Origin of the sequence: Herbidospora daliensis (genome assembly GCF_001570585.1) — a bacterium.
Classification (GTDB): Bacteria; Actinomycetota; Actinomycetes; order Streptosporangiales; family Streptosporangiaceae; genus Herbidospora; species Herbidospora daliensis.
The window spans coordinates 172,943-199,428 of the sequence record NZ_BBXF01000002.1 but is presented as its reverse complement, the minus strand read 5'-3'; the positions used below and the strand labels follow the sequence as shown (position 1 = coordinate 199,428).

Genomic DNA, 26,486 nt, shown 5'->3' with positions numbered 1-26,486 from the left:
CGCATCGGGGGAAGCTTTACGGAATATGACCCCGCTCAAAACCATGGGCGGAGACTAGGAATCCACGGACGATCTTGAGCAGTCCTCTTGGCGGTCGATTGACTACCTTCTCGAATTGATCGCTATGGGGGGCATTGCGGATGGTCAATTCGTTTCGGGGCGGCACGGCGGGATTCCTCGTCGTGTTGTGTCTTTTCTTGACCCAAGGCACACCGGTTCGGGCGGCCGAACCGGAGCCCGCCTTCTCGATGCAGGTCACGCCGACCCGGCTGGTCGTTCCATCGGGCACCTCCGAGCACCGGTTCGAGGTGAGCAACAAGGGCCGGGAGGCGTTCCAGGTCACCGTCGAGAAGTCCGACTTCGTCGCCGGTGAGTCGGGGGCGATGCGCTTCCAGCCCGGCGCCCCCTACGCGGCGGCGGACTGGGCCTCGGTCGAACCGGTCCAGCTGACGGTGCCGCCGGGGGAGACCCGGCCGGTGACGCTGCGCGTGACCGTGCCGGAGACCCCGGAACCCGGCGACCACCAGTTCGCGGTGATCTTCAAGGTCCCGGCGGCCAAGACCAACGCGAACATCCGCATCAACCGGGGCATCGCCGCGCCGGTGTTCGTCACCGTGCCCGGCGCGATCGACCGGTCGGCGGAGATCGCCGACCTGCGGGCGCCCGGGTTCGTGCTCGGCGGGCCGGTGCCGATCACCGCGCGGATCCGCAGCACCGGCACCGTGCACCGGGACTTCCGGGGGCCCGGCCGCCTCAAGGTGCTGGCCGGCGGGTCGGAGCTGCTGCTCCCCGACTTCACCGTCGTGCGCGGGGCCACCCGAGAGGTCGCGGCCTCCTGGGACGCCCCGCTCGTCTGCTTCTGCGACGTGACCGTGGCGGTCCCCGGCGGCAACAGCCGGACGGTGCAGGTGGTCGTCTTCCCGCTGCACCTGCTGGTCGTCCTGCTCGCCCTCGTGATGGGCGGCGCGCTGGTCTGGGTGGTCGTCCGGCACCGGTACCGGCGCCGGGTCGAGTCGGCCGCGCGTGAGCTGGCGGGGAGTGGCAGCCGTGTTTAAGCGGTTCCTCGCCGTCGCCCTCGTCGCCTCGGCCGTGCACGTCCCCGCGTCGGTGTCGCACGCCGCCGGGTCGACGCTCTTCGTGCAGACGTTCAAGAACAACACGATCGACCCCGCCTACCCGGTGACGATCCCGGCGCTGCCGGCCGGCTCGACCGGGACCAACGCCGCCTGCCTGTCGGCCGCCGGGAACCTGGTCGGGACCGGGCTGAAGAGCTGCCTCACCTCGACCGACCTGAACGGGTCGGGGGTGCTGCGGCTGACCAGCGCGGTCACCACCCAGCAGGGCGGCATCTTCGGCGCGACCGCGGTGCCGACCTCGCAGGGCCTCGACGTGACGTTCAACATGTACCAGTACGGCGGCGGCGGGGCCGACGGCGTGGCGTTCGTCGCCGCGGCCGTCGACCCGGCCAGCCCGGTGCCGCCCGCCAACATCGGACGGCCCGGCGGCTCGCTGGGGTACTCGCCGTTCTCGTCCGGGGCCGGGCTCGCCAACGCCTATCTGGGCTTCGGGTTCGACGCCTACGGCAACTTCAGCAACTCCTCCTACCAGGGCAGCGGCTGCACGAACCCGGCGTACATCTCGACCTCCGGGCTCGTCCCGGGCCAGGTCGTGGTGCGCGGGCCGGGCGCGGGCACCGCCGGCTACTGCGCGATCAACAGCACGGCCACCACGACGAGCTCGCCGGCCCTGCGGCTGCGCGGCACCACGCGGGCGGCCTCGGTGGTCCCGGTCGCGATCGGCATCAACCCGACGGGGAGCACGCTGAGCACCGCCGCCGGGCTCGCGGTCCCGGCGAACAGCTACGCGGTCCAGTTCACCCCGGTCGGCGGCGCCCCCCGCACGCTGACGGGCCCGCTGCCCTCCGTGTCGTCGGGCCTCTACCCGTCGTCCACGTGGACGACGGCGGCCGGCATCCCCCGGCAGCTCGCGTTCGGCTGGGTCGCCTCGACCGGCGGCGTCACCGACTTCCACGAGATCGACAACGTCGTGGTCAACAGCCTCAACCCGGTGCCCGACCTGACCGTGACGCAGACGAGCTACAACGGCTCGTCGCCGAAGCCGGGCGACCCGGTGACGTACACGGTCAGGCCGGTCGTGTCGACGTCGGGCGCGAACGAGACGCAGCCGATCTCGGTGACCGAGACGCTGCCCGCCGGGGTGGTGCCGGTGGGCGCGTTCGGCACCGGCTGGGTCTGCGGGGCCCCATCAGGGCAGAAGATCACCTGTACGAACTCCAACACCCCCTTCGCCACCGGCACCAACCTGCCGACGATCACCGTCGTCGGCATCGTCACCGGGAGTTCGGTGACACCGTCGACCGTGCAGAACGGGTCGACGGTGACGGTCTCCTCCAACGACGGCAACCCGGGCATCGCGACGACCACCACGGCGGGCACCATCCCGGCGGCGCCATCAGGCATCACGTTGTCGTCGACCAGCGGCACCATCGCGGGCGGCGGGAGCGTGATCGTCAGCGGCTCGAACCTGACCGGCGCGACCGCCATCGAGATCGGCACCACGGCCGAACAGCAGGCGGGCACGCCGGTCGTGCTGCTGCCGTGCTCCAGCGCGATCACCACGAACTGCTTCACCGCGAACGCCAACGGCACGCTGACGATCTCGCCGATGCCCGCGCGCTCCTCCGCCGCCGCCGTGACCGTGACGGTGGTGACCCAGGGCGTGGCCGGATCGGCCGCCTACACCTACACCTCGGCCCCGGGCACGGCCGCCGCGCCGACCGCGACGGCGGGCGCGACCAGCGCCACCGTGACCTGGACGGCTCCGGCCGCGAACGGCAGCCCGATCACAGGCTACGTCGTCACGCCCTACCTGAACGGCGTCGCGCAGACGCCGGTGTCCTACCCCTCGACCGCGACGACCCAGACGCTGACCGGGCTGACGGCCGGGGCCTCCTACACCTTCACCGTCGCGGCGGTGAACGCCATCGGGACCGGCACGGCCAGCCCGCAGTCGAACGCGGTGGTGCCCTACACCGTGCCGGGGCGGCCGACGATCACCGCGGCGACGGCCGGCGACCTGTCGGCCACGCTGACCTGGTCGCCGCCGGCCTCGAACGGCGGCAGCGCGATCACCGGCTACGTCGTGACGCCCTATCTCAACGGGGTGGCGCAGACGCCGATCTCCTACTCGTCCACGGCGACGACGCAGACCGTCACCGGGCTGACGGCGGGGGCGGCGTACACCTTCACGGTGACGGCGGTGAACGCCGCCGGGCCCGGCCTGCCGTCGACGCCGTCGGCGACCGTGACGCCGAACGCCAACCCGCAGCTCACCTTCGGGCCGCCACCGGGCGGGCAGGTGAACGTGGCCTACAACGTGCCGCTGACGATGACGGGCGGCACCGCGCCGACCACCTGGTCGATCAGCGCCGGGTCGCTGCCGCCGGGGGTGACGCTCAACCCGTCGACCGGCTTGTTGTCGGGCACCCCGACGACGGCCGGCACCTACAACTTCACCGTCCGGATCGTCGACGCGAGCGGGCAGAGCGACACCCGGGCGGCGACCGTGACGATCGCGGCGGCCCCCGTGCTGACCATTCCCGCGCCGCCGGCCGCGCAGGTGGCGGTGGCCTACAACCTGCCGCTGTCGGTGTCGGGCGGCACCGCGCCCTACACCTACTCGCTCGCGTCGGGGGCGCTGCCGCCGGGGCTGACGCTGAACACCACGACCGGCCTGATCTCGGGCACCCCGACCACGCAGGGCGCCTACGCCTTCGCGGTGAAGGTCACCGACGCCAACGGGCAGAGCGACACCAGGTCGGCGACGATCAACGTCGGGGCGGGGCCGCTCGTCATCACCAAGACGGCCAACCAGTCGGCGGCGACGCCGGGGTCGACGCTCTCGTACACGATCACCGTGGCGAACACCGGCCCGTCGGCCTTCACCGGGGTCACCCTGAGCGACCCGCTGGCCGACGTGCTCGACGACGCCACCTACAACGGCGACCTCGCCGCCTCGCTGGGCAGCGCCTCGCTGACCGGGCAGACCGTGAACTGGACCGGCAACCTGCCCGCCGGGGCGACCGCGACGATCACCTACTCGGTGACCGTGCGGACCGGCGGCAACGGGATCCTGACCGACACGGTCGTCTCGCCGACCTCGGGCACCAACTGCCCCGCGTCGAGCTCCGACAGCCGCTGCCGGTCGACGGTCACGCTCCAGGCGCTGACCATCGGCAAGACCGCCGACACCGCTAACCCCACGCCGGGGGCCACCGTGACCTACACGGTCACGGTCACCAACACCGGGAAGACGGCGTACTCCCCGGCCACGTTCTCCGACGCGCTCGCAGGAGTGCTCGACGACGCGACGTACAACAACGACGCGACGGCGACCTCGGGCACCGTGACCTACGGTGCTCCGACGTTGTCGTGGTCGGGCAACCTGTCCGCGGGCGCGTCGGCCACCATCACCTACTCGGTGACGGTCCGCGACCCCGACCCGGGCGACCGCGCGCTGACCAACACGGTGACCTCGGCCAGCCCGGGGAACAACTGCCCGTGCACGGTCAGCGTCACGACGCTGGTGCCGAGGCTGACGATCACCACCGCCACCGACGTGTCGAGCACGACGCCCACCGGGGTGGTGCGCTACACGGTCACCGCCACCAACACCGGGCAGACGACCTACCCGGCGGCCAACTTCACGCTGGCGCTGGCGGGCGACGCGACCTACGCCAACGACGCCACCGCCACCTCGGGCAACCTGACGCTGAACCCGAACGGGACCATCACCTGGACCGGCCCGCTCGCGCCCGGCCAGTCGGTGACCGCGACCGCCTCGGTCACCGTCAACAACCCCGCCTCGGGCACGCTGACCAGCAACGTCACCTCGACGACGGCCGGCCTGAACTGCGTGTCGTGTACGACCTCCGTACCGATCCTGCAACCCAGGCTCACCCTGACCAAGACCGCCGGATCGCCGACCACCACACCCGGCGGCACGGTCACCTACACGATCACCGCGACCAACACCGGTCAGACGCCCTACCAGGGCGCTACCTTCACCGACTCGCTGACGGGCGTGCTCACCGACGCCGTCTACAACGGCGACGCCTCGGCCACCTCCGGCACGGTCGCCTACAACGCGCCGGTGTTGTCGTGGACGGGCGACCTCGCGGTGGGGGCGTCGGTGACGGTGACGTACACGGTGACCGTGAAGAACCCCGACCCGGGCGACCGGCTCATGTACAACGCGGTCGTGTCGCCGACGCTGGGCAGCACCTGCCCGCAGGGGTCGTCGAACCCGAACTGCACCACCGTGGTGAACGTGCTGGTCCCGGGATTGACGATCACCCGGCAGGCCGACCGGAGCAGCGCCGCCCAGGGCGACGTGATCAACTACACGATCACCGCGCAGAACACCGGCCAGACGCCCTACACCGGCGCGAGCCTGACCGACCAGCTGGCCCAGCTCCTCGACGACGCCGTCTACAACGGCGACGCCGTCGCGAGCACCGGCACGGTGGCGTACACCGCCCCGAACCTGACCTGGACGGGCAACCTCGCCGTCGGCGCGACCGCGACGATCACCTACTCGGCGACGGTACGCAACCCCGACCCCGGCGACGGGCTGATCACCGGCACGGTCGTCTCGACCGTCGCGGGGTCGACCTGCGCGACCGGCTGCTCGTCGACGGTCCGGCTGTCGCGGCTCGCCCTGAGCCAGGGCTTCACCGAGACGAGCACCACCCCGGGTTCGGTCATCCACCTGAGCGCGACGTTCGCCAACACCGGCCAGACGCCCTACACGGGCCTCACCGTGTCGGCGTCCAGCGCCGACGTGATCGACGACGCCACCCCGAACGGCGACCAGGTCGCCACCTCGGGCAACCTGGTCCTGGGCCCGACCGGCATCAACTGGACGGGCGACATCCCCGTCGGCGGCACGGTGACCGTCACCGGCACGCTGACCGTGAAGAACCCCGACACCGGCAACAAGATCATCCGGGGCACGCTGGTCTCCGACGCGCCGGGCAGCTCCTGCCCGACCGGCGGGGGCGACCCGGCCTGCACCGCCCGCGTCGACGTGCTGATCCCGGCCCTGACCATCACCACCACGCCCGACACCGCCACCCAGGAACCCGGCGGCGTCGTCCACTACACGACGACGATCACCAACACCGGCCAGACGCCCTACACGGGCGTCACCGTGACCGACGACCTGAGCGGTGTGCTCGACGACGCCGTCTACAACAACGACGCAGCGGCCACCTCGGGCACGGCCGCCTTCGCCACGCCGCAGCTGACCTGGACGGGCGACCTCGCCGTCGGGGCCGCCGCGGTCGTCACCTACAGCGTGACCGTGCGCGATCCCGATCCGGGCGACAAGCAGCTCATCAACGCGGTCACCTCGGCCGCGCCGGGCAGCACGTGCGTGTCGGCCTGCGTGTCGCGGGTGGTCGTGCTGACGCCGGCGCTGACCATGGCGACCTCGGCCGACCGGCAGACCGCCGTCCCTGGCGACACCGTCACCTTCACCACGACGATCACCAACAGCGGCCAGACGCCCTACACGGGCACCACGGCGCTCACCGACCTGTCGGGCCTGCTCGACGACGCCGCGTACGGCGGCGACGCCGTCGCCACGTCGGGCTCGGTGGCCTACACCGCGCCGAACCTCACCTGGACGGGCGACCTCGCCGTCGGCGCCAGTACGACGATCACCTTCACGGCCGTGGTGAACAACCCCGACCTGGGCGACAAGCGGCTGACCGCGGTGACCACCTCGGCCGCCAAGGGCACGAACTGCCCGGCGGGATCGGCCGACACGCCGTGCGCGGTCACCGTGGTGGTCACCGACGCGACCGACCTGACCTTCACCAAGACGGCCGACCCGGCCTCGGTGGTGCGGGGCGGGGTCGTGACGTACACGATCACCGTGGCCAACTCCGCCGCCACGACCTACGTGGGGGCGGCCTTCACCGACCCGCTGGCGGGGGTGCTGGACGACGCGTCGTACAACGGCGACCTGGCCGCGACGTCGGGATCGGCCGCCTTCACCGCGCCGAACGTGACCTGGAGCGGCAACGTGCCCGCCGGGGGCACGGTGACCGTCAGCTACTCGGTGACGGTCGACCCGGCGGGAGGCTCGGGCGATGACCTGCTCACCGGCACGCTCGTCTCCCCGTCACCGGGCGGCAACTGCCCGGCGGGCGGGACCGACCCGCGCTGCTCGGCCACGGTCACCGTGTCGGAGCTGTCGATCACCGCGTCGTCGAGCGCCGGCAGCGTCAAGCCGGGGCAGACGGTGGAGCTCACCGCCGTGTTCACGAACACCGGGCAGACGCCCTACTACGGGATCCGGGTGGCGATCCCGGTCGGCGACCTCGTCGACGACGCCACGCCGACCGGCGAGACGACGCTCACCTCGGGCACGTTGTCGGTCGAGGGTCTCGACCTGGTCTGGACGGGTGACATCCCCGTCGGCGGCAGCGTCACGGTGGCCTCGCCGTTCACGGCGAACGCGCCGCCGACCGGGAACCGGCGGATCGCGACCCGGCTGGTGTCGGCCGCGCCGGGGTCTACCTGCCCGGTGGGCGGCACGGACCCGGCGTGCGCGGTCGACATCCCCGTGCTGGTGCCGCAGCTGACCATCGCCAAGACGGCCGACCGCGCGACGGTCGAGCCGGGCGATGTGGTGGCGTACACGATCACGATCGCGAACACCGGCGAGACGCCCTACACGGGGATCAGTGTCACCGACCCGCTGGCGGGCGTGCTCGACGACGCCGTCTACGGCGGGGACGCCGCCGCCACGGCCGGTTCGGTCGTCTTCGCCGACTCGACGCTGACCTGGACCGGCTCACTCGCGGTCGGGGCGTCGGCGACGGTGACGTACACGATGACCGTGCGGTCGCCCGACCCGGGCGACAAGATCATGGCGAACACGGTGACGTCGGACGCCGAAGGGCTGTCGTGCGGGGCGTGCACGAGCAACGTCCAGGTGCTCACCCCGGCGCTGACCATCGTGAAGACGGCGAGCCCGGCCTCGACGGCGCCCGGCGGGACGGTGACCTACACGGTCACGGTCACCAACTCCGGGCAGACCAGTTACCCGGTGGCCACGTTCACCGACGCGCTGGCGGGGGTGCTCGACGACGCCGTCTACAACGGCGACGGCAGCGCCACGAGGGGCACGGTCGGCTTCTCGGCGGGTGACATCGGCTGGACGGGCGCGCTGACCCCCGGCCAGTCGGCGACCGTCACCTACTCGGTCACGGTACGGAACCCCGACCCGGGCGACCGGATGTTGTCGAGCCGGATCACCTCGCCGACGGTGGGAAGCAACTGCGGCGCCGATCCGCGCTGCGAGACCGACGTGCCGGTGGCGGTGTTCACCGTCGTCACCGCCACCGACCGGACGGTGGCGATGCCGGGAGACGTCGTCCGCTACACCGCGACCGCGACCAACACCGGCCGGACCACCTTCTCGCCCGCCGACTTCACCCTGTCGCTGGCGGGCGCGCTGGCCAACGCCCAGTACAACAACGACGCCACGGTCAGCAGCGGCACCCTGACCTTCAACCTCGACGGCTCGGTCACCTGGAACGGCACGCTGGCCCCGGGCGAGTCGGTCACCGCGACCGCCTCGATCACGGTGATCGACCCGGGCGGCGACGGCGGCACGCTCACGAGCGAGCTCACCTCGACGACCCCGGGCCTCGACTGCCAGGTCTGCACGACCGAGGTCACCGTCCTCATCCCGGAGCTGACCCTGACCACGGTCGCCGACCGGCAGACCGCGACCCCGGGCGACGTCGTGACGTACACGATCACCGCCGCGAACACCGGCGAGGCGCCCTACCAGGGCGCGACCTGGAGCACCTCGCTGGTCGGCCTGCTCGGCGACGCGGTCTACGACGGCGACGCCATTGCGACCTCGGGCACGGTGGCCTACGCCGAGCCGCAGTTGTCGTGGACGGGCGACCTGGCCGTCGGCGCCGTCGCCGTGGTCACCTTCTCGGTGCGGATCAAGGACCCCGACCCCGGCGACGGCCGGCTGGTCCAGGAGGTGGTGTCGCCGACGAGGGGCGCGACCTGCCCGGGCGGCCCGTCGTGCTCGACGACCGTACGGGTGCTGACGCCCCAGCTCACGATCACCAAGCACGCCGACGTGGCGAGCATCGTGGCCGGCGGCATCGTGCACTACACCGTGACGGTCGCCAACACGGGGCAGACGCCGTACGCAGGGGCGACCTTCACCGACCCGATCGGCACGGCCATCTACGGCGGCGACGCCTGGGCCTCCTCGGGTTCGGTGTCGCCCATCGACGACGAGCTGATCTGGACGGGCGACCTGGCGGAGGGCGCGAGCGCGACCGTCACCTACTCGGTGCGCATCGACCCGGCCGCCGGGGACGGCACCCTGACCACCACGATCACCTCGCCGACGCGGGGCTCCAACTGCGCGGTGGGCTCGGCCGACCAGCGCTGCTCGACGAGCATCGCCGTGATCGCCCAGAGCATCGCCGTGGCCGACCTGACCAGGAGCTTCACCCTGACGGGCCCACCTGACACCACCCAGCGCGGCGACGACATCGTGACGATGAACGTCATCACCAACAGCCCGACCGGCTACACGGTGACCGTACGCTCGTCGGCGCCCGCGCTGACCTCGCCGGTGACCGGGGCCTCGATCCCGATCTCCGCGCTCAAGGTGCGCTCGCCCGAGACCGCCGGCTTCGAGCCGCTGTCGACGACGACGCCGATCGTGGTGCATCAGCAGCCGGGGCCGTCGGCGCAAATCGGGGATTCGCTGTCGAATGATTATGAGGTCGATATTCCTTTTGTCCCGAGCGGCAACTATTCGGTGACCCTCGACTACATTGCCAGCACATCGTGAGTTTAACTACGGGAAATCGCGGTGATCATGGCGTCGAGGTTAATCGAAAGGGATGGCACAAATGCCTGACATCAGAATCGCGTGCGCGGCTTTCGCCTGCCTGGCGGGCCTGCTGCACGTCGCGCCCGCGGCGGCCGACACGGCCACCGGCAACACCGAGGCGATCGTCGTGGTGACCGATGAGATCACGCTCACCGAGCTGACCCCGTCGTTCACGCTGACCGGTGCGCCGGGCGCGGTCGTGACCACCGCGTCGCCGGTGACCATGCGCGTGACCACGAACAACTTCGCCGGTTACACCGTCACGGTGCAGCCGACGACGCCCAACCTGCTGCCCTCGATCGCCGGCAGCACCGACGTCATCCCGGCGTCGCTGCTCGAGGTGAGCGGCCCGGCCCAGGCGGGCACCTTCGCCCCGCTGAACCCGGGAACGCCGGTCGTGGTCGACACCAAGGCGTCGGCCTCGGCGCCCACGGGCGACATTATCGCGAACAACTACCGCATCACCATTCCGTTCGTCCGCCCCGACACCTACACGGGCACGCTGAATTACATCGCCACCACGCTCTAATGCCGGAGAATGGCCGGCGGAATATCCGTCCGCCGGTCCTTCGGAGGAGCACGTGATTTTCAGCGGAATGGCGGCCCTGGTGTTGTTCGCGACACCCGCCGCGCAAATCGAACCGAAGACGCCGCAACTCACCATCGCGGTCGAAGGCGGCAGTGACGCGGTCCAGCAGGGGCAGCGGCTGACGTACACGACGACGGTGACCAACACCGGCGCCGCCGACGCCAAGTCCCTCGACATCAGCCAGACCGTCGACCCCGGCCTGACGCTGGTCTCGTCGTCGCCGTCGGGCAAGGCGGCCGGCGGCCGGGTGCGCTGGACGCACCCGCTGCGGGCCGGCGAGACCGTGACGTTCAGCGTGACCATGGACGTGAAGCGGCTGGCACCCGGCCTGAAGCGCCTGGCGGTGGTGTCGTGCGCGGCCCGCGCGGGTGCGGCGCGGCCGCTGGTGTGCGCGACCGACTCGGCCCCGGTGACCGCCCCGGCTCCGGTGGCGATGAAGACCCAGAGGTCGTCGGTGCCGGTGGCGTGGGGGGCGGGCGCGGCCCTGCTGCTCGTGCTGCTCGTGCTCGTGTGGCGGCGCCGGGCGGGCGCCCGCTAGCCGCCGAGCGAGGTCAGATATCCCCCCAGCACCTTCTTGAGCTCGGCGATCTCGGCCGGGCGCTCCTCGTCCGGCGCGGCTGTGACCAGCGGCGTCATGGCCTGGAAGATCCGGACCAGCACCCGCGCGCTGCGTGCCCGGTCGGCGGGGGCGAGGCCCGGCACCCGCGCGCCGAGGATCGCCTCGACCTGCCCGAGCATGGCCGCCTGGATCGGCTGCGACGACTCGGCCAGCGCCGAGGGCATGTCGGGCCGGGCGAACAGGGCCTTGAACCCCGGGTTGGCCAGGTTGAACGCCACCAGCGGGTCGACGACCCGGTCGAGCAGCTCGCCGAGGTCCATGGCCGCGACGTCGGCCTCACCGAACGCCGCCGCGTGGGCGGACGCCATGTCGGCCACGAACCGGTCGGCCAGCGCGCGGGCCACCGCCTCCTTGCCCGGGAAGAACTGGTAGAGCGAGCCGGGCGAGATCCCGGCCCGCGCGGCGATGGCGTTGGTCGACGCCTTCTCGTAGCCCAGTTCGGCGAAGGCGTCGGCCGCCGCGTCGAGGATCTCAGCCATCCGCCGCTCACCGCGCGCCTGCCGGCGTCGCTCCATCACGATCTCCCTTGAAAATGCGAGCGACCGCTCGTATTGTTCAAACGCGAGCGATTGCTCGCAAAAATCCTACCAAGGGGATCGATTCGTCGTGCGCGGAGCCAGCTGGGTGCTCGTGGTGGGCCTCCTGATCACGCTCGCCGCCGGGGCCGTGGCCGCCGGAACGCTCAACGCCCTGTCCCTCAACCGCTTCGAGGCCCCCGGCTCGGAGTCGATGCGGGCCAAGGAGGTGCTCGCCGACCGGTTCGGCACCGGCAGCCCCAACCTCGCCCTCCTCGTCACCGCCAAGCAGGGCACCGTCGACGACCCCGCCGTCGCCTCGGCGGGCCGGGAGATCACCCGTGAACTGGCCGGGCGGACGGGCGACGCCTGGTCGTACTGGACCCGCGGTTCAGCGACCCTGCGCAGCCAGGACGGCCGCCAGGCGCTCGTGCTCGCCTGGGTGCCGGGCGACGCCGACACGGTCCGGCGGACCCTCCTGCCGGTGCTCACGCCCGCGTTCACCCGCGACGGCCCGCTGGTCAGGGTCGAGGTCGGCGGCGGCGACGAGGTGTTCCGGCAGGTCATGGAGCAGGCCCGCACCGACTTCCTGCGCGCCGAGCTGGTCGTGCTGCCGATGGTCCTGCTGCTGCTCTGGCTGGTCTACCGCCGCTTCGCCGCCGCGCTGGTCACCCTCGCCGTCGGCGTCGCCGCCGTGGCCGGATCGCTGGCGCTGATCCGCGTGGTGACGCTGTTCACCGACGTCTCCACGTTCGCCGCCAACCTCGCCCTCGTCATGGGCGTCGGCCTGGGCGTCGACTACGGCCTGTTCGTCGTCTTCCGGTTCCGCGAGGAGCTCGGCCGGGGCGCGCAGGTCGCCGAGGCGGTCGCCCGGACCGTGCGGACCGCCGGGCGGACCGTCGTGTTCAGCGGCGTCACCGTCGCCGCCGCGCTCGCGGTCCTGCTCGCGTTCCCGTTCCCGTTCCTCCGCTCTTTCGGGTACGCCGGCCTCGCGGTCGTCGCCGCCGCCGTGCCGAGCGCGACCGTGCTGCTGCCCTCGGCCCTGCGGCTGCTGGGCCACCGGGTGACCCGGCGGCGCCCGGCCCCCGCTCCGGTCTTCTGGGGCGAGGTGGCCACCCGGGTCATGCGCCGCCCGCTGCTGCTGGGCGGGGCCGCGCTGGCGCTCGTGCTGCTGCTCGGCTCGCCGTTCCTCGGCATCAGGTTCGGCCTCCCCGACGACCGCGTGCTGCCCGCCACGGCTCCGGCGCGTGTCCTGTACGACCAGGTCAGGGCCGGTTTCCCGGTGGAGGAGGCGGACGCCGTCCAGGTCGTCGCGCCCGCCGGGACCCTGCCGGCCGCCTACGCGGCGGAGCTCTCCCGGATCGCGGGCGTCGCGCGGGTCGATTCGGCCGCCGGGTCGTTCACCGCCGGTCGGCCGGTCGAGGCCCCGTCGGGCGTGCGTTTCACCGCCGGAGACGCGAGCCGGCTGGTGGTCGTGGCCTCCGAAGCCCGGCTCGACCTGGTCGCGGACATCAGGGCCCTGCCCGCGCCGGTCGGGGTCGTCGTCGGCGGATATCCAGCCGAGCTGGCCGACTACCGCGACGGCGTCGTCGGCCGCCTGCCGCTGGTCGCCGGGCTGATCGTGCTGGTCACCTGCGTGGTGCTGTTCGTCATGAGCGGCAGCGTGGTGGCCCCGCTGAAGGCGGCGGTGCTGAACCTGCTGAGCCTGTCGGTCATGTTCGGCGCGCTGGTCTTCCTCTTCCAGGACAGAACGGGCAGCATCGAGCCCAGCATCCCGATCCTGATGTTCTGCGTCGCCTACGCCCTGTCCATGGACTACGAGGTCTTCCTGCTCTCCCGGATCAAGGAGGAGTACGACCGCACCGGTGACGTCGTGAGCTCTGTACCGAACGGAATCGCGCGGAGCGCGCCGCTGGTCACCGCGGCGGCCGCGATCCTGGCGGCCTCCTTCGCCGTGTACGCCGCCTCCGGCGTCGTCTTCCTCCAGATGCTCGGCGTGGGCATGGCCCTCGCGGTCGTGGTCGACGCGACGATCATCAGAGGGGTGCTGCTGCCCGCCGCGATGGCGCTGGCCGGGCAGGCGAACTGGTGGGCCCCGCGACTACTGACAAGGAGACGCCGCTGATCCGCATCGGGATCTTCCTGGTCGGCGCGCTGTTCCCCGGCCAGACCTCGGGCGAGGTGCTGCGGAACACCGTCGAGACCGTCGTCGCCGCCGAGCGGGCCGGCTTCGACGACGCCTGGCTGGCCGAACACCACTTCATGTCCTACGGGGTGATCCCCTCACCCGTCACGCTGGCCGGCGTCGCCCTCGGCCGCACGTCGCGGATCCACGTCGGCACCGCCGTCAGCGTGTTGTCGGCCCGCCATCCGGTCGCCCTCGCCGAGGAGGCCGCGATCCTGCACCACACCTCGGGCGGCCGCTTCGAACTCGGCGTGGGCCGCGGCGGGCCCTGGGTCGACCTGGAGGTCTTCGGCACCGGCCTGCCCCGGTACGAACGCGGCTTCGCCGAGTCCCTCGACCTGCTCCGCGCGGCGCTGACCAGCGAGAAGGTCTCGGCTGACGGGGAGTTCTTCCGCTTCCGCGAGGTGCCCGTCACGCCCTCGCCGCCGGGCCTGCGCCCGATCGTCGCCTGCACCTCGGCCGAGACCGCCGACCTGGCCGCCGCGCGCGGCCTGCCGATGCTGCTGGGCATGCACATCGGCGACGCCGAGAAGGCCGCGATGCTCGCCCGCTATCAGAGCCGGGCGACGCCCCCGCCGCCCGAGCACAGGGGAGCCGTGGCGGAATCGGCGCCGGTCGGTCACGTCGGGGCCGCCGTCGGGTTCGTCGGCGACACGACCGACAAGGCCGTGGCCGAGCTCAGGAGTGCGATGCCCCGATGGCTGCGGCCCGGCCTGGCCGGATACGTCCCGATCGACGGCCGCCCGCGCCCCGCCCGCGACGTCGACGCCTATGTCGACCTGCTGTGCCGCATCCATCCGGTGGGGTCGCCGGAGCACTGCGTCCGGGTCCTGGGCGAGACCATCAGGACGACCGGCCTCACCCGCGTGATCCTGCTGGTCGAAGGCGCGGGAGACCACCGCAGGACCTTGGAGAACGTGGCCCGGCTGGGACGTGACGTGCTGCCGTCGCTCCGTGAACACCAGATTGCCTATAAAAGAGGTAGGTAAAGTTGCTTATCCTGGGGGCATGACTCCCGTCATCGTGGTCGTGGGCGGTGGGGCCAGTGGCACCCTGGCCGCCGTCCACCTGCTGCACAACGCGCGAGCCCGCCGCCTGCCCCTGCACGTCGTGCTGATCGACCGGTACGCCCGCCACGGTCTCGGTCAGGCCTACTCCACCACCGATCCCGCCCATCTCCTCAACGCCGCCGCGGTGAAGATGAGCGCGCTCCAGCACGACCCGCACGACTTCGTCCGCTGGGCCGGCGCCCCCGACTGCGCCTACCTGCCCCGGCAGACCTACGGCCACTATCTGCGCGACGTCCTGGAACGTGCCCAGGACGGGCCCGAGCGCACCGTCGAGCGGGTCACCGGCGAGGTCGTGACGGTCTCGCGGCGGCCCTACCGGGTGGCGCTGGCCGACGGGAGGGGCTACGACGCCGACGCGATCGTGCTGGCCACCGGGAACGCCGCGCCGGGGCTGCGGCTGCCCGGCGAACGATGTACCAACGACCCGTGGGCGGCGGGCGCGCTCGGCGAGGTCGCCGACGGCGACGTCCTGGTCGTCGGGACCGGGCTGACGATGGTCGACATGGCCGTCACGCTCAGCCGCGCGCCGGGCCGGACCGTCTACGCGGTGTCGCGGCACGGGCTGCTGCCGCGCGTACACCGGGAAGGGCCGGTGACGCCCCGGCCGGTCGTGCTGCCCGACGGGCCGCTGACCCTGCGGGTGCTCTTCCGCGCGGTGCGCGAGGCGGCCTCCCACGACGACTGGCGCGGCGTGGTCGACGGGCTGCGGCCCCGGGTGCCCGAGTTGTGGGCGCGGCTGCCGCTGCGGGAGCAGCGCCGGTTCCTCGCGCTGGCGGCGCGCCACTGGGAGATCCACCGGCACCGGATCCCGCCCGTCACCGCCGCGAAGATCGACGGCCTGCGGGCCGCCGGCCGGCTGAGGCTGCTCAGCGGCTGCGTCGACGGGGTCACGGCCCGCGCCGACGGGGTGACCGTCCACCTGAAGGACCGCGACCTGCGCGTCTCCTGGGTGGTCAACGCGACCGGGCCCGGCTCGGTCTGCGCCCGCGACCCGCTGCTGACCCGGCTCATGGCCGACGGCCTGGTACGCGCCGACCGGCTGGGGCTCGGCGTCGACGCCGACGCGCGCGGCCGTCTCGTCGACGTCACCGGCCGGGCCGACGACCGGCTCGTCACCCTCGGCCCGGTGCTGCGCGGCAGCCGCTACGAGACCACGGCCGTGCCCGAGATCCGCGACCAGGCGGCCGCCCTCGCCCCTCACGTCATCGACACGATCGCGCGGTGGCCAAGTGTGATCTAGATCACATAAGCGAATTGTGTGTTCACCGCGTCTTAATAGCGGGGAAATGACACATTTCAAAAAGGGGAAAATGTTGCCGATTTCGGGAGCTTTACGACGGGCGGTCATCCGACTCCTGGAGAAACGCGATCAGCGCCGGGCCAGAAAAGCTCCACCACCCGACACACGCGAGATCCGCATTCTCCTGCTCCACGCGTACGGTCTGGGCGGCACCATCAGAACGGTCTTCAACCTGGCCGCCCACCTGGCCGAACGGCATGACGTCGAGATCGTCAGCGTCGTCCGGGAACTGCCGGATTTCTTCTTCGAACCGCCGCCCGGCGTGCGGATCACCTATCTCGACGATCGGGTGAACGGCAGAAAAGGACTGCTCAACCGTTTCCGCAGCCGCCTGACGCCGCCCGACGAGGCCGCCGCCCACTGGTTCACCCTGAAGACCGACCTCGCCCTGGCGCGTTACATCCGCAGCCGGCGCGGCGGCGTCCTGATCGGCACCCGGCCGGCCCTCAACCTGCTGATCGCCCGGTTCGCCGGACCCGAGGTGATCACCATCGGCCAGGAGCACGCCAACCTCCCCTCGCACGGCGAGGAGACCACGAAGCAGATCGTCCGCCGCTACGGCCGCCTGACCGCCGTGGCCACGCTCACCGAGACCGACCTGCGGTCGTACCGCAAGGCGCTGAAGAAGCGCCCGGCCCACCTGGTGCGCATCCCGAACGCGGTGCCGAAGCTGACCGGCGCGTCGGCGCACCGCACTGCGCCGGTCGTGGTGGCCATCGGGCGGCTCGCCCACGTCAAGGGCTACGACCTGCTGATTCGCGCCTGGGCCCACGTCCACCGCGCCCACCCCGAGTGGGAACTGCGCATCTACGGCTCGGGGGCCCGCCACGACAAGCTCCAGGAGTCGATCGAGAAGAAGGAGCTGACCGGCTGCATACGCCTCATGGGCCCGGCCACCGACGTGGGCGCGGTGCTGGCGGAGGCGTCGATCAACGTGCTCAGCAGCCGCCGAGAGGGCATGCCGATGACCATCCTGGAGGCCATGAGCGTCGGCGTCCCGGTCGTCGCCTACGACTGCCCGACGGGCCCGGCCGAGATCATCGACGACGGCCAGAACGGCCTGCTGGTCCCGGCCGGCAAGATCCACGCCATGGCCGACGCCATCGGCCGCCTCATCGTCGACCCCGACCTGCGCACCCGGCTGGCCGAGAACGGCCTGGTCACGGCCAAGGACTACGACATGGCCGCCATCGGGCCCCAGTGGGAGGACCTGCTCACCGCGTGCTCAGCGGCGTCTCCTCGGTCAGGCGGGACAACTTCTCCGGGTTCCTGACGTAGTAGACCTCGGTGATCAGGCCGTCCTCGACGCGCATGGACATCAGCCCGTCGAGGACGCCGTCGAGGTAGGCGAGGAAGGCCGGGCAGCCGTTGGCCTCGGTCGGCTCCAGCGTCATGACCGCGCCGAAGGCGCGCAGGATGCCCTCGTAGAAGCGGATCATCTTCTCGGCGCCCACAAGAGGCCGGTGCATGGCCTGGATCCGGCCGCCGCCGTCGGCCAGCAGCACCACGTCGGGAGCCAGCAGGTCGAGCAGCCCCTGCGGGTTCCCGGTCTCGATCGCCTGCCGGAAGGCGGCCATCGCGTCCCTGGTCTCCTGCTGGGAGGGGGCGCCCCGGGGGCGGCGCGCGGCCACGTGGCCCCGGGCTCGGTGGGCGATCTGCCGGACCGCCGCCTGGGTCTTGCCGACGGCCTCGGCGACCTCGGCGTACTCGAAGGCGAAGACCTCGCGCAGGACGAAGACGGCCCGCTCGGTCGGGGTCAGGGTCTCCATGACCAGCAGCATCGCCGTCGACAGGCTGTCGGCCAGCTCGACGTCGTCGGCGACGTCGGGGGAGGTCAGCAGGGGTTCGGGCAACCACGGGCCGAAGTAGGTCTCCTTGCGGCGGCCCAGCACGCGCAGCCGCCCCAGCGCCTGCCGGGTGGCGATGGTGACCAGGTAGGCGCGCTGGTCGCGAACCTCCGAGAGGTCCACGCCGGTCCACTTCAGCCACGTCTCCTGGACGACGTCCTCGGCGTCGGCGGCCGAGCCCAGCAGCTCGTAGGCGACGGTGAAGAGCAGGGTGCGGTGGGCGACGAAGGTCTCCGTGGCGGGATCGGTCATATCCATCAGACGCCGGAACCCCTCTTCCTGTGACATGTCACAAGGAAGTGCTCCGGAGCATCTCCATGTCTGACGCAACCAGACAAGGAGACGGCGATGCAGATCGTGGTGATCGGAGCCGGATACGCGGGCACCTACGCGGCCAACCGGCTGGCCAGGAAGACCGAAGCCGAGATCACGGTGGTCAACCCGCGCGGCCACTTCGTGGAGCGGCCCCGGCTGCACCAGACGTTGTCGGGCACCGGCCGCGACGTCACCCCCCTCACGTCGATGATGCGCGAGGGCGTCGCGGTCCGGGTCGCGGCCGTGGAGAAGATCGGCGACGGGGTCGTCATGCTCGACGACGGCGACGCGCTCGGCTTCGACCACGCCGTGCTCGCCGTCGGCAGCACGGTCACGCCGATGCCGGGCACCGTCGCGGTCGGCACGTGGGAGGGGGCCCAGGAGGGGCGGGCCCGGCTCGCCGCGCTCGGCCCCGGGGCGTGGGTGACCGTCGTCGGCGGCGGCCCGACCGGGCTGGAGACGGCCTCGGAGGTCGCGGCGGCCCGGCCCGACCTGCGGGTCAGGCTGGTCGGCGCGCGGATCGGGGAGGCGTTCGGGCCCAAGGCGCGGCGGCGGCTGCTCGCCGCGCTGGCCGGGCTGAAGGTGGAGGTCGTCGAGGACACCCTCACGGCGGCGGGCGACGGGTTCGTCCGGGTCGGCTCGGGCCGGGAGCTGGAGTCGGGCCTGACCCTCTGGGCGATCGTGTCGGGCGTCGGCGACCTCGCCGCGCGCAGCGGCTTCACCGTGAACGAGGAGGGCCGGATCGCCGTCGACGACCATCTGCGCAGCGTCGACGACCCCCGGATCTTCGCCGCCGGCGACTGCGCGGCCGTGCCCGGGGCGCGGTTCGCCTGCCAGACCGCGATCCCGCAGGGGGCCCGCGCGGCCGACAACCTCATCCGCCTGATCGAGGGCCGCCCGCTGCGGCCGCACGAGTTCCGCTACCAGGGCATCTGCATCAGCCTCGGCCGCAAGGACGCGCTGCTCCAGGTCTCGCACGCCGACGACAGCCCGGCTCGGGCGTTCTTCGGCAGCGGCCCGGCCGTGCTGGCCAAGGAGACGGTGCTGCGGGGGATCAAGCTCGGGGTGCGGATGGGCGTGGGCATGTGAGGTCATCCCAACTACTCGAAATACATCCGACCTGTTGATCGTCTGGAGGGGTCGGAGAAGGGTTTTGGGGGGTCGTCGGCACGGAAACATCGGATGCCAGCCCTTGTTTCACGGGTATTTCGGTGCTATTTCCTTGACTACCCCCCTCACCTGACCGGAGGACCCCCCGTGCGCCGAAGATTGTGCATCGCCGGATTGGCGGTGTTCGCCATGGTGGCCGGTATGACCGCGATCACCCAGACGCAGGCGTCCGCGCTGGCCCTGCCGCCCACCGACGACCTGACCCTCTGGTACAACTCCCCGGCCACCAACTGGGAGACCCAGGCACTTCCGATCGGCAACGGCCCGCTGGGCGCCAAGTTGTTCGGCGGCGTCGCCTCCGAGCAGATCCAGTTCAACGAGAAGACCCTGTGGACCGGCGGGCCCGGCGCGCAGGGCGGCTACAACCACGGCAACTGGACGTCCGCCCGTCCCGGCGCCATCGACAACATCCAGTCGCAGATCGACCAGCAGGGCCGGATCACTCCGCAGACCGTGGCCAACGCTCTCGGCCAGGGCAAGACGAACTTCGGCTCATATCAGACCTTCGGCGACCTGTTCCTCGACTTCGCCAACCCGCCGACCAGCACCAGCGAATACCGCCGCGAGCTGAGCCTGCGCGAGGCCATCGCCCGGGTGGGCTACACGGCCGGCGGCGTCGAGTACACCCGCGAGTACTTCGCCAGCAACCCCGGCAACGTGATCGTGGCCCGCATCTCGGCCAGCCAGACCGGCCGGGTGTCGTTCACGCTGCGGCACACCTCGCCGCGCAGCGACAAGACGGTCACCGCCGCCAACGGGCGATTGACCATCAAGGGCGCGCTGGCCAACAACGGGCTGAAGTTCGAGGCCCAGGTCCAGGTCGTCAACCAGGGCGGCACCCGCACCGACGCCGGCGACCGGGTCACCGTCACCGGCGCCAACAGCGTGCTGCTGGTGTTGTCGGCCGGCACCAGCTACTCCGACGTCTACCCGACCTACCGGGGCGCCGACCCGGCCTCCGGGGTCACCTCGCGGGTGACGACCGCCGCCGCCAAGAGCTGGGACGACCTGAAGGCCGCCCACCTGGCCGACTACAAGAACCTGTTCGACCGGGTGAAGCTGAACATCGGCCAGAGCAACCCGACCGTGCCGACCAACACGCTGCGCGCCAACTACACCGGCGGCTCGTCGGCGCAGGACCGGGCGCTGGAGGCGATGTTCTTCGCCTACGGCCGCTACCTGCTCATCTCGTCCTCGCGGGAGAACGACATCCTGCCCGCCAACCTGCAGGGCGTGTGGAACAACGTGGTGAACCCGCCCTGGGACGCCGACTACCACGTCAACATCAACCTGCAGATGAACTACTGGCCGGCCGAGCAGACCAACCTCCGCGAGACCACCCGCCCCTACGACCGCTACGTGAACTCGATGGTCGCCCCCGGCCGGGTCACCGCCCAGAACATGTACGGCGCCCGCGGCTGGGTCGTCAACAACGAGACCAACCCCTACGGCTTCACCGGCGTGCACAACTACCCGCAGTCGTTCTGGTTCCCCGAGGCCGCCGCCTGGACCACCCAGCACCTCTACGACAGCTACCGCTTCAACGGCGACGTCAACTACCTGCGCAACACCGCCTACCCGGCGATCAAGGGCGCGGCCGAGTTCTGGCTCGACTTCCTGCACGTCGACCCGCGCGACAACCGCCTGGTGGTCTCGCCGTCGTACTCCCCGGAGAACGGCGACTTCTCGGCGGGCGCGTCGATGTCGCAGCAGATCGTGCGCGAGGTCTTCACCAACGCGCTGGCCGCCGCCCGCACCCTGGGCGTCGACACCTCGCTGCAGAACGAGCTGACCACCGCGTTGTCGCGGCTCGACCCGGGCCTGCGCATCGGCCGCTGGGGCCAGCTCCAGGAGTGGAAGACCGACTGGGACTCCCAGACCGACACCCACCGCCACGTGTCCCACCTGTTCGCGCTGCACCCGGGCAACCAGATCCTCCCGGGCACGGCGGAGGCCGGCGCGGCCCGCGTCTCGCTGAACGCGCGCGGCGACGGCGGCACCGGCTGGTCGAAGGCGTGGAAGATCAACTTCTGGGCGCGCCTGCTCGACGGCACCCGCGCCCACAAGCTCCTGTCGGAGCAGCTGAAGTCGTCCACCCTCGACAACCTGTGGGACACCCACCCGCCGTTCCAGATCGACGGCAACTTCGGCGCGACCTCGGGCGTCGCCGAGATGCTCGTGCAGAGCCAGCACGACACCGTGCACGTGCTGCCCGCCCTGCCCGCCGCCTGGGCGAACGGCTCGGTGACCGGCCTCAAGGCGCGCGGCGACGTCACCGTCGACACGACGTGGAAGTCGGGCGCGGCCGAGACGATCATCCTGAAGACCGCCCGGACCGCCCCGATCAAGGTCCGCACCGCGGCCGCCACGGGGACCTACTCGGTCAAGGACGAGACCGGCGCGACCGTCACCGCCACCCGGACCGGCGACACGCTGAGCTGGAACACGACCGCCGGGAAGACGTACACGATCAGTTTCACCACCACCGGCGGCGGCACCAGCCAGACCGTCGAGGGCGAGGCGTTCACGTCGCAGTCGGGCGTGCAGCCCGCCGGGCACGCCACCGCCAGCGGCGGCCAGACCGTCGGCTACATCGACAACGGCGACTGGGCGGCCTACTCGCAGGTCAGCACGGCCGGCCTGCGCACCTTCAGCGCCCGGGTCTCCTCGGGCGGCCCCGGCGGCACCATCACGATCAGGGCCGGTTCGCAGACCGGGACCGTGCTCGGCACGGTGGCGGTCGCGCCGACCGGGAGCTGGGACACGTTCACGACGGTGAGCACGACGCTGACCGGATCGGGTTCCGGCCCGCTCTACCTGACCTTCTCCGGCGGGTCGGGCAGCCTGCTCGACGTCGACACCATCACCGTGTCGACCACCGGCAGCGGCCCGCAGCCGGTGACCGTGCAGGGTGAGGCCTGGACCTCGATGAGCGGCGTGCAGCAGGCCGACCACCCGAGCGCCCAGGGCGGCTACTCGGTCGGCTACATCGACAACGGCGACTGGGCGGCCTACTCGGGCGTCAACACCTCGGGCCTGCGCAACTTCAGCGCCCGGGTGTCGTCGGCCGGGGCCGGCGGGACCATCCAGGTCAGGTCGGGGTCGCAGACCGGGACCCTGCTCGGCTCGGTGGCGGTCGCGCCGACCGGCGGCTGGGACACCCACGTGACGGTGTCCACGACGCTGACCGGCTCGGCCTCCGGGCCGCTCTACCTGGTCTTCACGGGAGGGGCGGGCTCCCTGTTCGACGTGGACTCGTTCACGGTCTCCTGACGCGGAAGGGCGCCCCTTCACGGGGCGCCCTTCTCACTTCCCGGGACGGACCAGTTCCGGCCGGAAGGCGACGATCAGGCCGAGCGTGGCGTAGCCGACCAGCAGGTGGCCCGCGCCGACGACGTTGCCGACCTCCGGGCCGAGGACGCCCATGGCCGGGATCGTCACCACGGCCCAGCTCTCGGCCACCACCGGCCAGACGCGGGCCAGGCCGCGCCACCGCCCGGCGGCGGCGACCTTGATCCCGATCACGAACATGCCGAGCATCGACAGCGGCCAGAAGACGTCCAGGATCGCCAGCCAATCGGCGTCGCGCTGGCCGGGCAGCAGGGCGTGCAGCAGGCTCCAGACCATGGCCGGCACGAGCAGCACCCGCTCGACCTGGAGCATGGCCCTAGCCACCTTGGAGGTCCCGGTCGCCCGGGTGCGGATCATGAGGGCGAGCAGGCACATCAGGCCGAACTGGAAGGCCAGCCCGCCCAGGTCGGTCAGCTTCCAGCCCAGCTCGGTGGTCGGCTGGAACCCGTAGACGAGGCTGGCGGCCGACCAGATCAGCGCGCCCGACGACAGGCCCAGGGCCAGTCTGCGGGTGGTGGTGTCGGTCTCGGCGGGGGTGATGGTGAGGGTCATCGTCTCGGTCCTTCGTTCGTCGGCAACGAGGACGATCCTCCGGACCGCACGGCCCGGCCCGTCAGGGCGCGGCGTCCCGTTCCGCTGCTCAGCACAAATGGGACACGAGTCCTAGGGACTTCCCTGACCAGCTAAGGCATGCTTTTCGGATGCGGAAGGTGCTCTTCGCGGTCGCGGTGGCCGCCCTGCCCGCCGCGGCCCTCATCGATGTACGGGTCCCGGCGGCCCACCGTGCCGAACTGGTCCTCCAACCGGGCGCGTTCGACGCGCTGGCCGGGATCGCGCTGGCGGCGGCCGGCCTGGTCGTGCTGGGCAGGTTCCCGCGGCACGCCCTCGGCCGGCTGATGTCGGTGTTCGGCGCGTGGTGGGCGCTCGACGGGCTGGCGTCGTCGTGGCTGGCCTACTCGACGCTCGAAGGGCTGCCGGGCGACTCGGCCGCCTTCCTGATCTACCAGCGCTTCGGCGCGGGCCTGCTGCTGCTGTTGCCGCTGCTCCTGCTGCTGTTCCCCGATGGAAGCCTGCCGGCGGGCCGCTGGCGGGCGGTCTCGCTGGTCAGCCTGGGCCTGACCAGCCTGCTCCCGCTGGCGTTGATCGCCGCGCCGTCGCGCATCGCCCAGGCGACCTCGGAACCGGGCCCCCTGCCGGCCGCCCTTCAGGGGGTCGATCTCGACCTGCTCTACCTGCCGCTGCCCGACGAGGTCTGGACCGTCGTGCTGCGGGCAGCCCAGCTGTCGGTGCCGCTCAGCCTGGTCGCGCCGTTCGCCCTGGTCGTCCGGCGGTATCGCCGCTCGACCGGGCTCGACCGGATGCGGCTGCGCTGGCTGGTCTGGGCGGGCGTCGTCGACCTCATGGTCATGCTGACGTTCCGGCTGCTGCCCGGCTCGTGGACGGCCATCGGCCTCCTGGCCGGCGTCGTGCTCACCGCCGCGGCGGTCACGGTCGGCGTCGTCCGGCCCGACCTCGTCGACGTCGACCGCCTGCTCGGCGGGACCGTCGTGTACGCCCTCCTGCTGGCCCTGACCTTCGTGCTCGACCTGGTCGTGCTGGGCAGCGCCGGGCAGTTCCTCGGCTCCCGCCTGAACGACGGCGAACGCCTGGTCATCGCGGTGTTCGCGGTCGCCATCGCCTACGCGCAACTGCGCCACCGGTTGTGGCGGCTGGTCCGCCGCTGGGTCGTCGGCGACCGCGACGACCCCTACCACGTGGTCTCCGGCCTGGCCGAACGGCTGGAGGCGACCGACGACTCCGAGGCGCAGCTCCTCACGCTGGCCCGCACGGTCAGGAAGGCGTTCCGGACGTCGTACGTCGGCGTGGAGATCACCGACGCGCTCCTGGTCGAAGACGGCGAACGCCCGACGGAGACCCGGGCGCTGCCCATCGCCTACCGGGGCGAACGCATCGGCCGCCTGGTGCTGCCCGCCCGGGTCACCCGCCCCACCTCGGGCGACGAGAAGCTGCTCGCCGACGTCATCCGCCAGGCCGCGGCGGCGGCGCGAGCCGTCCACCTGGCCGAAGAGCTGCAACGCGGCCGGGAACGCATCGTGTCGGCCGTGGAGGACGAACGCCGCCGCCTGCGCCGCGAACTGCACGACGGCCTCGGCCCCACCCTGGCGGCCGTCGCCGCCCGCATCGACATGGCCAGGATCACCGCCCGCCGCTCCGGCGACGACGCCGACCAGATCCTCGGCCAGGCCCGCCAGGAGCTCACCGGCCTGCTGGCCGAGGTCAGGCGCCTGGTCCACGGCCTGCGCCCCCCGGCGCTCGACGACGTCGGCCTCGTCGGAGCCATCCGCCAGCTGGCCCCCGACCTGACCATGACCGTCGAGGAGCATGGCGACCTGACCGGCCTGCCCGCCGCCGTGGAGGTGGCCGCCTACCGCATCACCGCCGAGGCGATCGCCAACGTCCGCCGCCACGCCCACGCCACCACCTGCACGGTGACCCTGACCCGCGCCGACGGCGCCCTGGCCGTGGAGATCACCGACGACGGCGTAGGCGTGGGAGCGGCCGCGACGACCGGAGTGGGCCTGCTGTCGATGCGCGAACGCGCCGCCGAACTCGGCGGCACCTGCCAGGTAGGCCCACGTGAACCGAGAGGAACCCGGGTGTGGACGAGCCTCCCGGCCCGCGACGAGGTGACGGTATGACGATCAGCGTCCTGGTCGTGGACGACCACCCGGTCTTCCGCGAGGGCTTCGCCGCCCTGCTCGGCAGCATCGACGAGATCGACGTGCTGGGCACCGCCGCGAACGGCGCGGAGGCGGTGGCCCAAGCGGCCGGTCGGCACCCCGACGTGATCGTCATGGACGTCTCCATGCCCGAGATGGATGGCATCGAGGCCACCCGCCGCATCCTCGCCGCCCGCCCCGAGACCGGCGTGGTCGTCCTGACCATGTCGGAGGAGGACGGCACCATCTTCGACGCCCTCCGCGCCGGCGCCCGAGGCTACCTGCTGAAAGGCGCCGAACCCGACGAGGTCGTCCGCGCCATCACGACGGTGGCCGGGGGAGGCGTGGTCTTCGGCGCGGTCCTCGCCGCCCGCATCGCCGACTTCCTCGCCCCCCGCCCACCGGCGACCTCGGGCGAGACGTTCCCGACCCTGACTGCCCGGGAACGGGAGGTGCTCGACCTGGTCGCGGCGGGCCTGTCGAACGCCCAGATCGCCGCCCGCCTGTTCCTGTCGCAGAAGACGGTCCGCAACCACGTGTACGCGGTCATGGGCAAACTCCAGGCCGCCGACCGAGCCGAGGCCATCATCCGAGCAAGAGACGCCGGCCTCGGCCGCTAGCCCTTGAATCCTTGGCATAGCCGGCGGTAGCGCTGTGACTTTGCGCACAGGGTTTGGCCGGCGAAATCAGGAAATCGCGAAGTGTCGAATTCCGGGGAAGTGGTCGGTCACTTGCAAGCCATTTCCAGTGGAAGTGATTCCGCAGGTCACGGTATCGCTGGACAATGCAGGCGGGTTTTCGGAGATCAGAATAATGTCCATTATGGACGTCTTGTATCA

Annotated in this window: 15 protein-coding genes; 12 read left to right on the top strand and 3 right to left on the bottom strand. The window is 71.7% G+C overall.

What is annotated here, in order from left to right; translation table 11 throughout:
• Nucleotides 1–197: 197 nt before the first annotated feature.
• The 4 genes from AW274_RS07145 to AW274_RS07130 all read left to right on the top strand — a co-directional run bounded on the left by AW274_RS07145 (nt 198) and on the right by AW274_RS07130 (nt 11,093).
• On the top strand, nt 198–1,055 hold the full coding sequence (locus AW274_RS07145) for a COG1361 family protein (RefSeq protein ID WP_157519873.1): 858 nt from the start codon (nt 198–200) through the stop codon (nt 1,053–1,055).
• Entirely contained in the window at nt 1,048–9,924 is an 8,877-nt protein-coding gene (locus tag AW274_RS07140; RefSeq protein ID WP_157519871.1) for a DUF7927 domain-containing protein, read from the top strand. Before AW274_RS07145 ends, AW274_RS07140 begins: the two co-directional genes overlap by 8 nt.
• A 61-nt stretch (nt 9,925–9,985) precedes the next feature.
• Nucleotides 9,986–10,495: a hypothetical protein gene (locus AW274_RS07135; RefSeq protein ID WP_198169085.1), complete on the top strand. Its 510-nt coding sequence runs from the start codon at nt 9,986–9,988 to the stop codon at nt 10,493–10,495.
• A 52-nt stretch (nt 10,496–10,547) separates the two neighbouring features.
• Nucleotides 10,548–11,093, top strand: coding sequence for a CARDB domain-containing protein (locus tag AW274_RS07130; RefSeq protein WP_157519869.1), 546 nt, complete (start codon nt 10,548–10,550; stop codon nt 11,091–11,093).
• On the opposite strand, the gene AW274_RS07125 is transcribed toward AW274_RS07130, so the two are convergent.
• Nucleotides 11,090–11,689, bottom strand: a complete 600-nt coding sequence (locus AW274_RS07125) for a TetR/AcrR family transcriptional regulator (protein WP_062430294.1) — start codon at nt 11,687–11,689, stop codon at nt 11,090–11,092. The two genes, AW274_RS07130 and AW274_RS07125, sit on opposite strands and share 4 nt — an antisense overlap.
• Nucleotides 11,690–11,780: 91 nt before the next feature.
• On the opposite strand from AW274_RS07125, the gene AW274_RS07120 reads away from it, so the two are divergent.
• The 4 genes from AW274_RS07120 to AW274_RS07105 all read left to right on the top strand — a co-directional run bounded on the left by AW274_RS07120 (nt 11,781) and on the right by AW274_RS07105 (nt 17,517).
• The gene (locus tag AW274_RS07120; RefSeq protein WP_062430293.1) at nt 11,781–13,814 is read left to right on the top strand and encodes an MMPL family transporter; all 2,034 of its coding nucleotides are present in this window, start codon (nt 11,781–11,783) and stop codon (nt 13,812–13,814) included.
• Nucleotides 13,778–14,863, top strand: a complete 1,086-nt coding sequence (locus AW274_RS07115; RefSeq protein WP_369408613.1) for an LLM class flavin-dependent oxidoreductase — start codon at nt 13,778–13,780, stop codon at nt 14,861–14,863. The genes AW274_RS07120 and AW274_RS07115 overlap by 37 nt, the downstream gene beginning before the upstream one ends.
• A 19-nt stretch (nt 14,864–14,882) precedes the next feature.
• Nucleotides 14,883–16,184 (top strand): FAD/NAD(P)-binding protein, encoded by a 1,302-nt coding sequence (locus AW274_RS07110; RefSeq protein ID WP_062430292.1) that lies wholly within the window; start codon nt 14,883–14,885, stop codon nt 16,182–16,184.
• A gap of 70 nt (nt 16,185–16,254) precedes the next feature.
• Nucleotides 16,255–17,517 carry a glycosyltransferase family 4 protein gene (locus AW274_RS07105; RefSeq protein WP_232320026.1) on the top strand — a complete coding sequence of 421 codons (1,263 nt, stop codon included), beginning with the start codon at nt 16,255–16,257 and terminating at the stop codon, nt 17,515–17,517.
• On the opposite strand, the gene AW274_RS07100 is transcribed toward AW274_RS07105, so the two are convergent.
• Nucleotides 17,459–18,343, bottom strand: coding sequence for an RNA polymerase sigma-70 factor (locus AW274_RS07100; protein ID WP_232320025.1), 885 nt, complete (start codon nt 18,341–18,343; stop codon nt 17,459–17,461). The genes AW274_RS07105 and AW274_RS07100 overlap by 59 nt on opposite strands.
• 96 nt (nt 18,344–18,439) lie before the next feature.
• On the opposite strand from AW274_RS07100, the gene AW274_RS07095 reads away from it, so the two are divergent.
• Together AW274_RS07095 and AW274_RS07090 are read left to right on the top strand one after the other, a co-directional pair.
• Nucleotides 18,440–19,495 (top strand): NAD(P)/FAD-dependent oxidoreductase, encoded by a 1,056-nt coding sequence (locus AW274_RS07095; RefSeq protein WP_062430291.1) that lies wholly within the window; start codon nt 18,440–18,442, stop codon nt 19,493–19,495.
• A 168-nt stretch (nt 19,496–19,663) separates the two neighbouring features.
• On the top strand, nt 19,664–22,849 hold the full coding sequence (locus tag AW274_RS07090; protein WP_157519867.1) for a glycosyl hydrolase family 95 catalytic domain-containing protein: 3,186 nt from the start codon (nt 19,664–19,666) through the stop codon (nt 22,847–22,849).
• A gap of 33 nt (nt 22,850–22,882) precedes the next feature.
• Here the strand turns inward: AW274_RS07090 and AW274_RS07085 are convergent, their stop codons facing one another.
• Entirely contained in the window at nt 22,883–23,479 is a 597-nt protein-coding gene (locus AW274_RS07085) for a hypothetical protein (protein ID WP_062430290.1), read from the bottom strand.
• A 149-nt stretch (nt 23,480–23,628) separates the two neighbouring features.
• Between AW274_RS07085 and AW274_RS07080 the strand changes: the two genes are divergently transcribed.
• Together AW274_RS07080 and AW274_RS07075 are read left to right on the top strand one after the other, a co-directional pair.
• Nucleotides 23,629–25,626, top strand: a complete 1,998-nt coding sequence (locus tag AW274_RS07080; RefSeq protein ID WP_062430289.1) for a sensor histidine kinase — start codon at nt 23,629–23,631, stop codon at nt 25,624–25,626.
• Nucleotides 25,623–26,267, top strand: a complete 645-nt coding sequence (locus AW274_RS07075; RefSeq protein WP_062430288.1) for a response regulator — start codon at nt 25,623–25,625, stop codon at nt 26,265–26,267. The genes AW274_RS07080 and AW274_RS07075 overlap by 4 nt, the downstream gene beginning before the upstream one ends.
• Nucleotides 26,268–26,486 lie beyond the last annotated feature (219 nt).

What these genes read in the sequence shown, in the direction of transcription:
- AW274_RS07135 (WP_198169085.1), top strand. Translation starts at nt 9,986, where the DNA reads ATGCCTGACATCAGAATCGCGTGCGCGGCTTTCGCCTGCCTGGCGGGC.
- AW274_RS07125 (WP_062430294.1), bottom strand. Translation starts at nt 11,689, where the DNA reads ATGGAGCGACGCCGGCAGGCGCGCGGTGAGCGGCGGATGGCTGAGATC.
- AW274_RS07110 (WP_062430292.1), top strand. Translation starts at nt 14,883, where the DNA reads ATGACTCCCGTCATCGTGGTCGTGGGCGGTGGGGCCAGTGGCACCCTG.
- AW274_RS07105 (WP_232320026.1), top strand. Translation starts at nt 16,255, where the DNA reads ATGTTGCCGATTTCGGGAGCTTTACGACGGGCGGTCATCCGACTCCTG.
- AW274_RS07100 (WP_232320025.1), bottom strand. Translation starts at nt 18,343, where the DNA reads ATGACCGATCCCGCCACGGAGACCTTCGTCGCCCACCGCACCCTGCTC.
- AW274_RS07095 (WP_062430291.1), top strand. Translation starts at nt 18,440, where the DNA reads ATGCAGATCGTGGTGATCGGAGCCGGATACGCGGGCACCTACGCGGCC.
- AW274_RS07085 (WP_062430290.1), bottom strand. Translation starts at nt 23,479, where the DNA reads ATGACCCTCACCATCACCCCCGCCGAGACCGACACCACCACCCGCAGA.
- AW274_RS07080 (WP_062430289.1), top strand. Translation starts at nt 23,629, where the DNA reads ATGCGGAAGGTGCTCTTCGCGGTCGCGGTGGCCGCCCTGCCCGCCGCG.
- AW274_RS07075 (WP_062430288.1), top strand. Translation starts at nt 25,623, where the DNA reads ATGACGATCAGCGTCCTGGTCGTGGACGACCACCCGGTCTTCCGCGAG.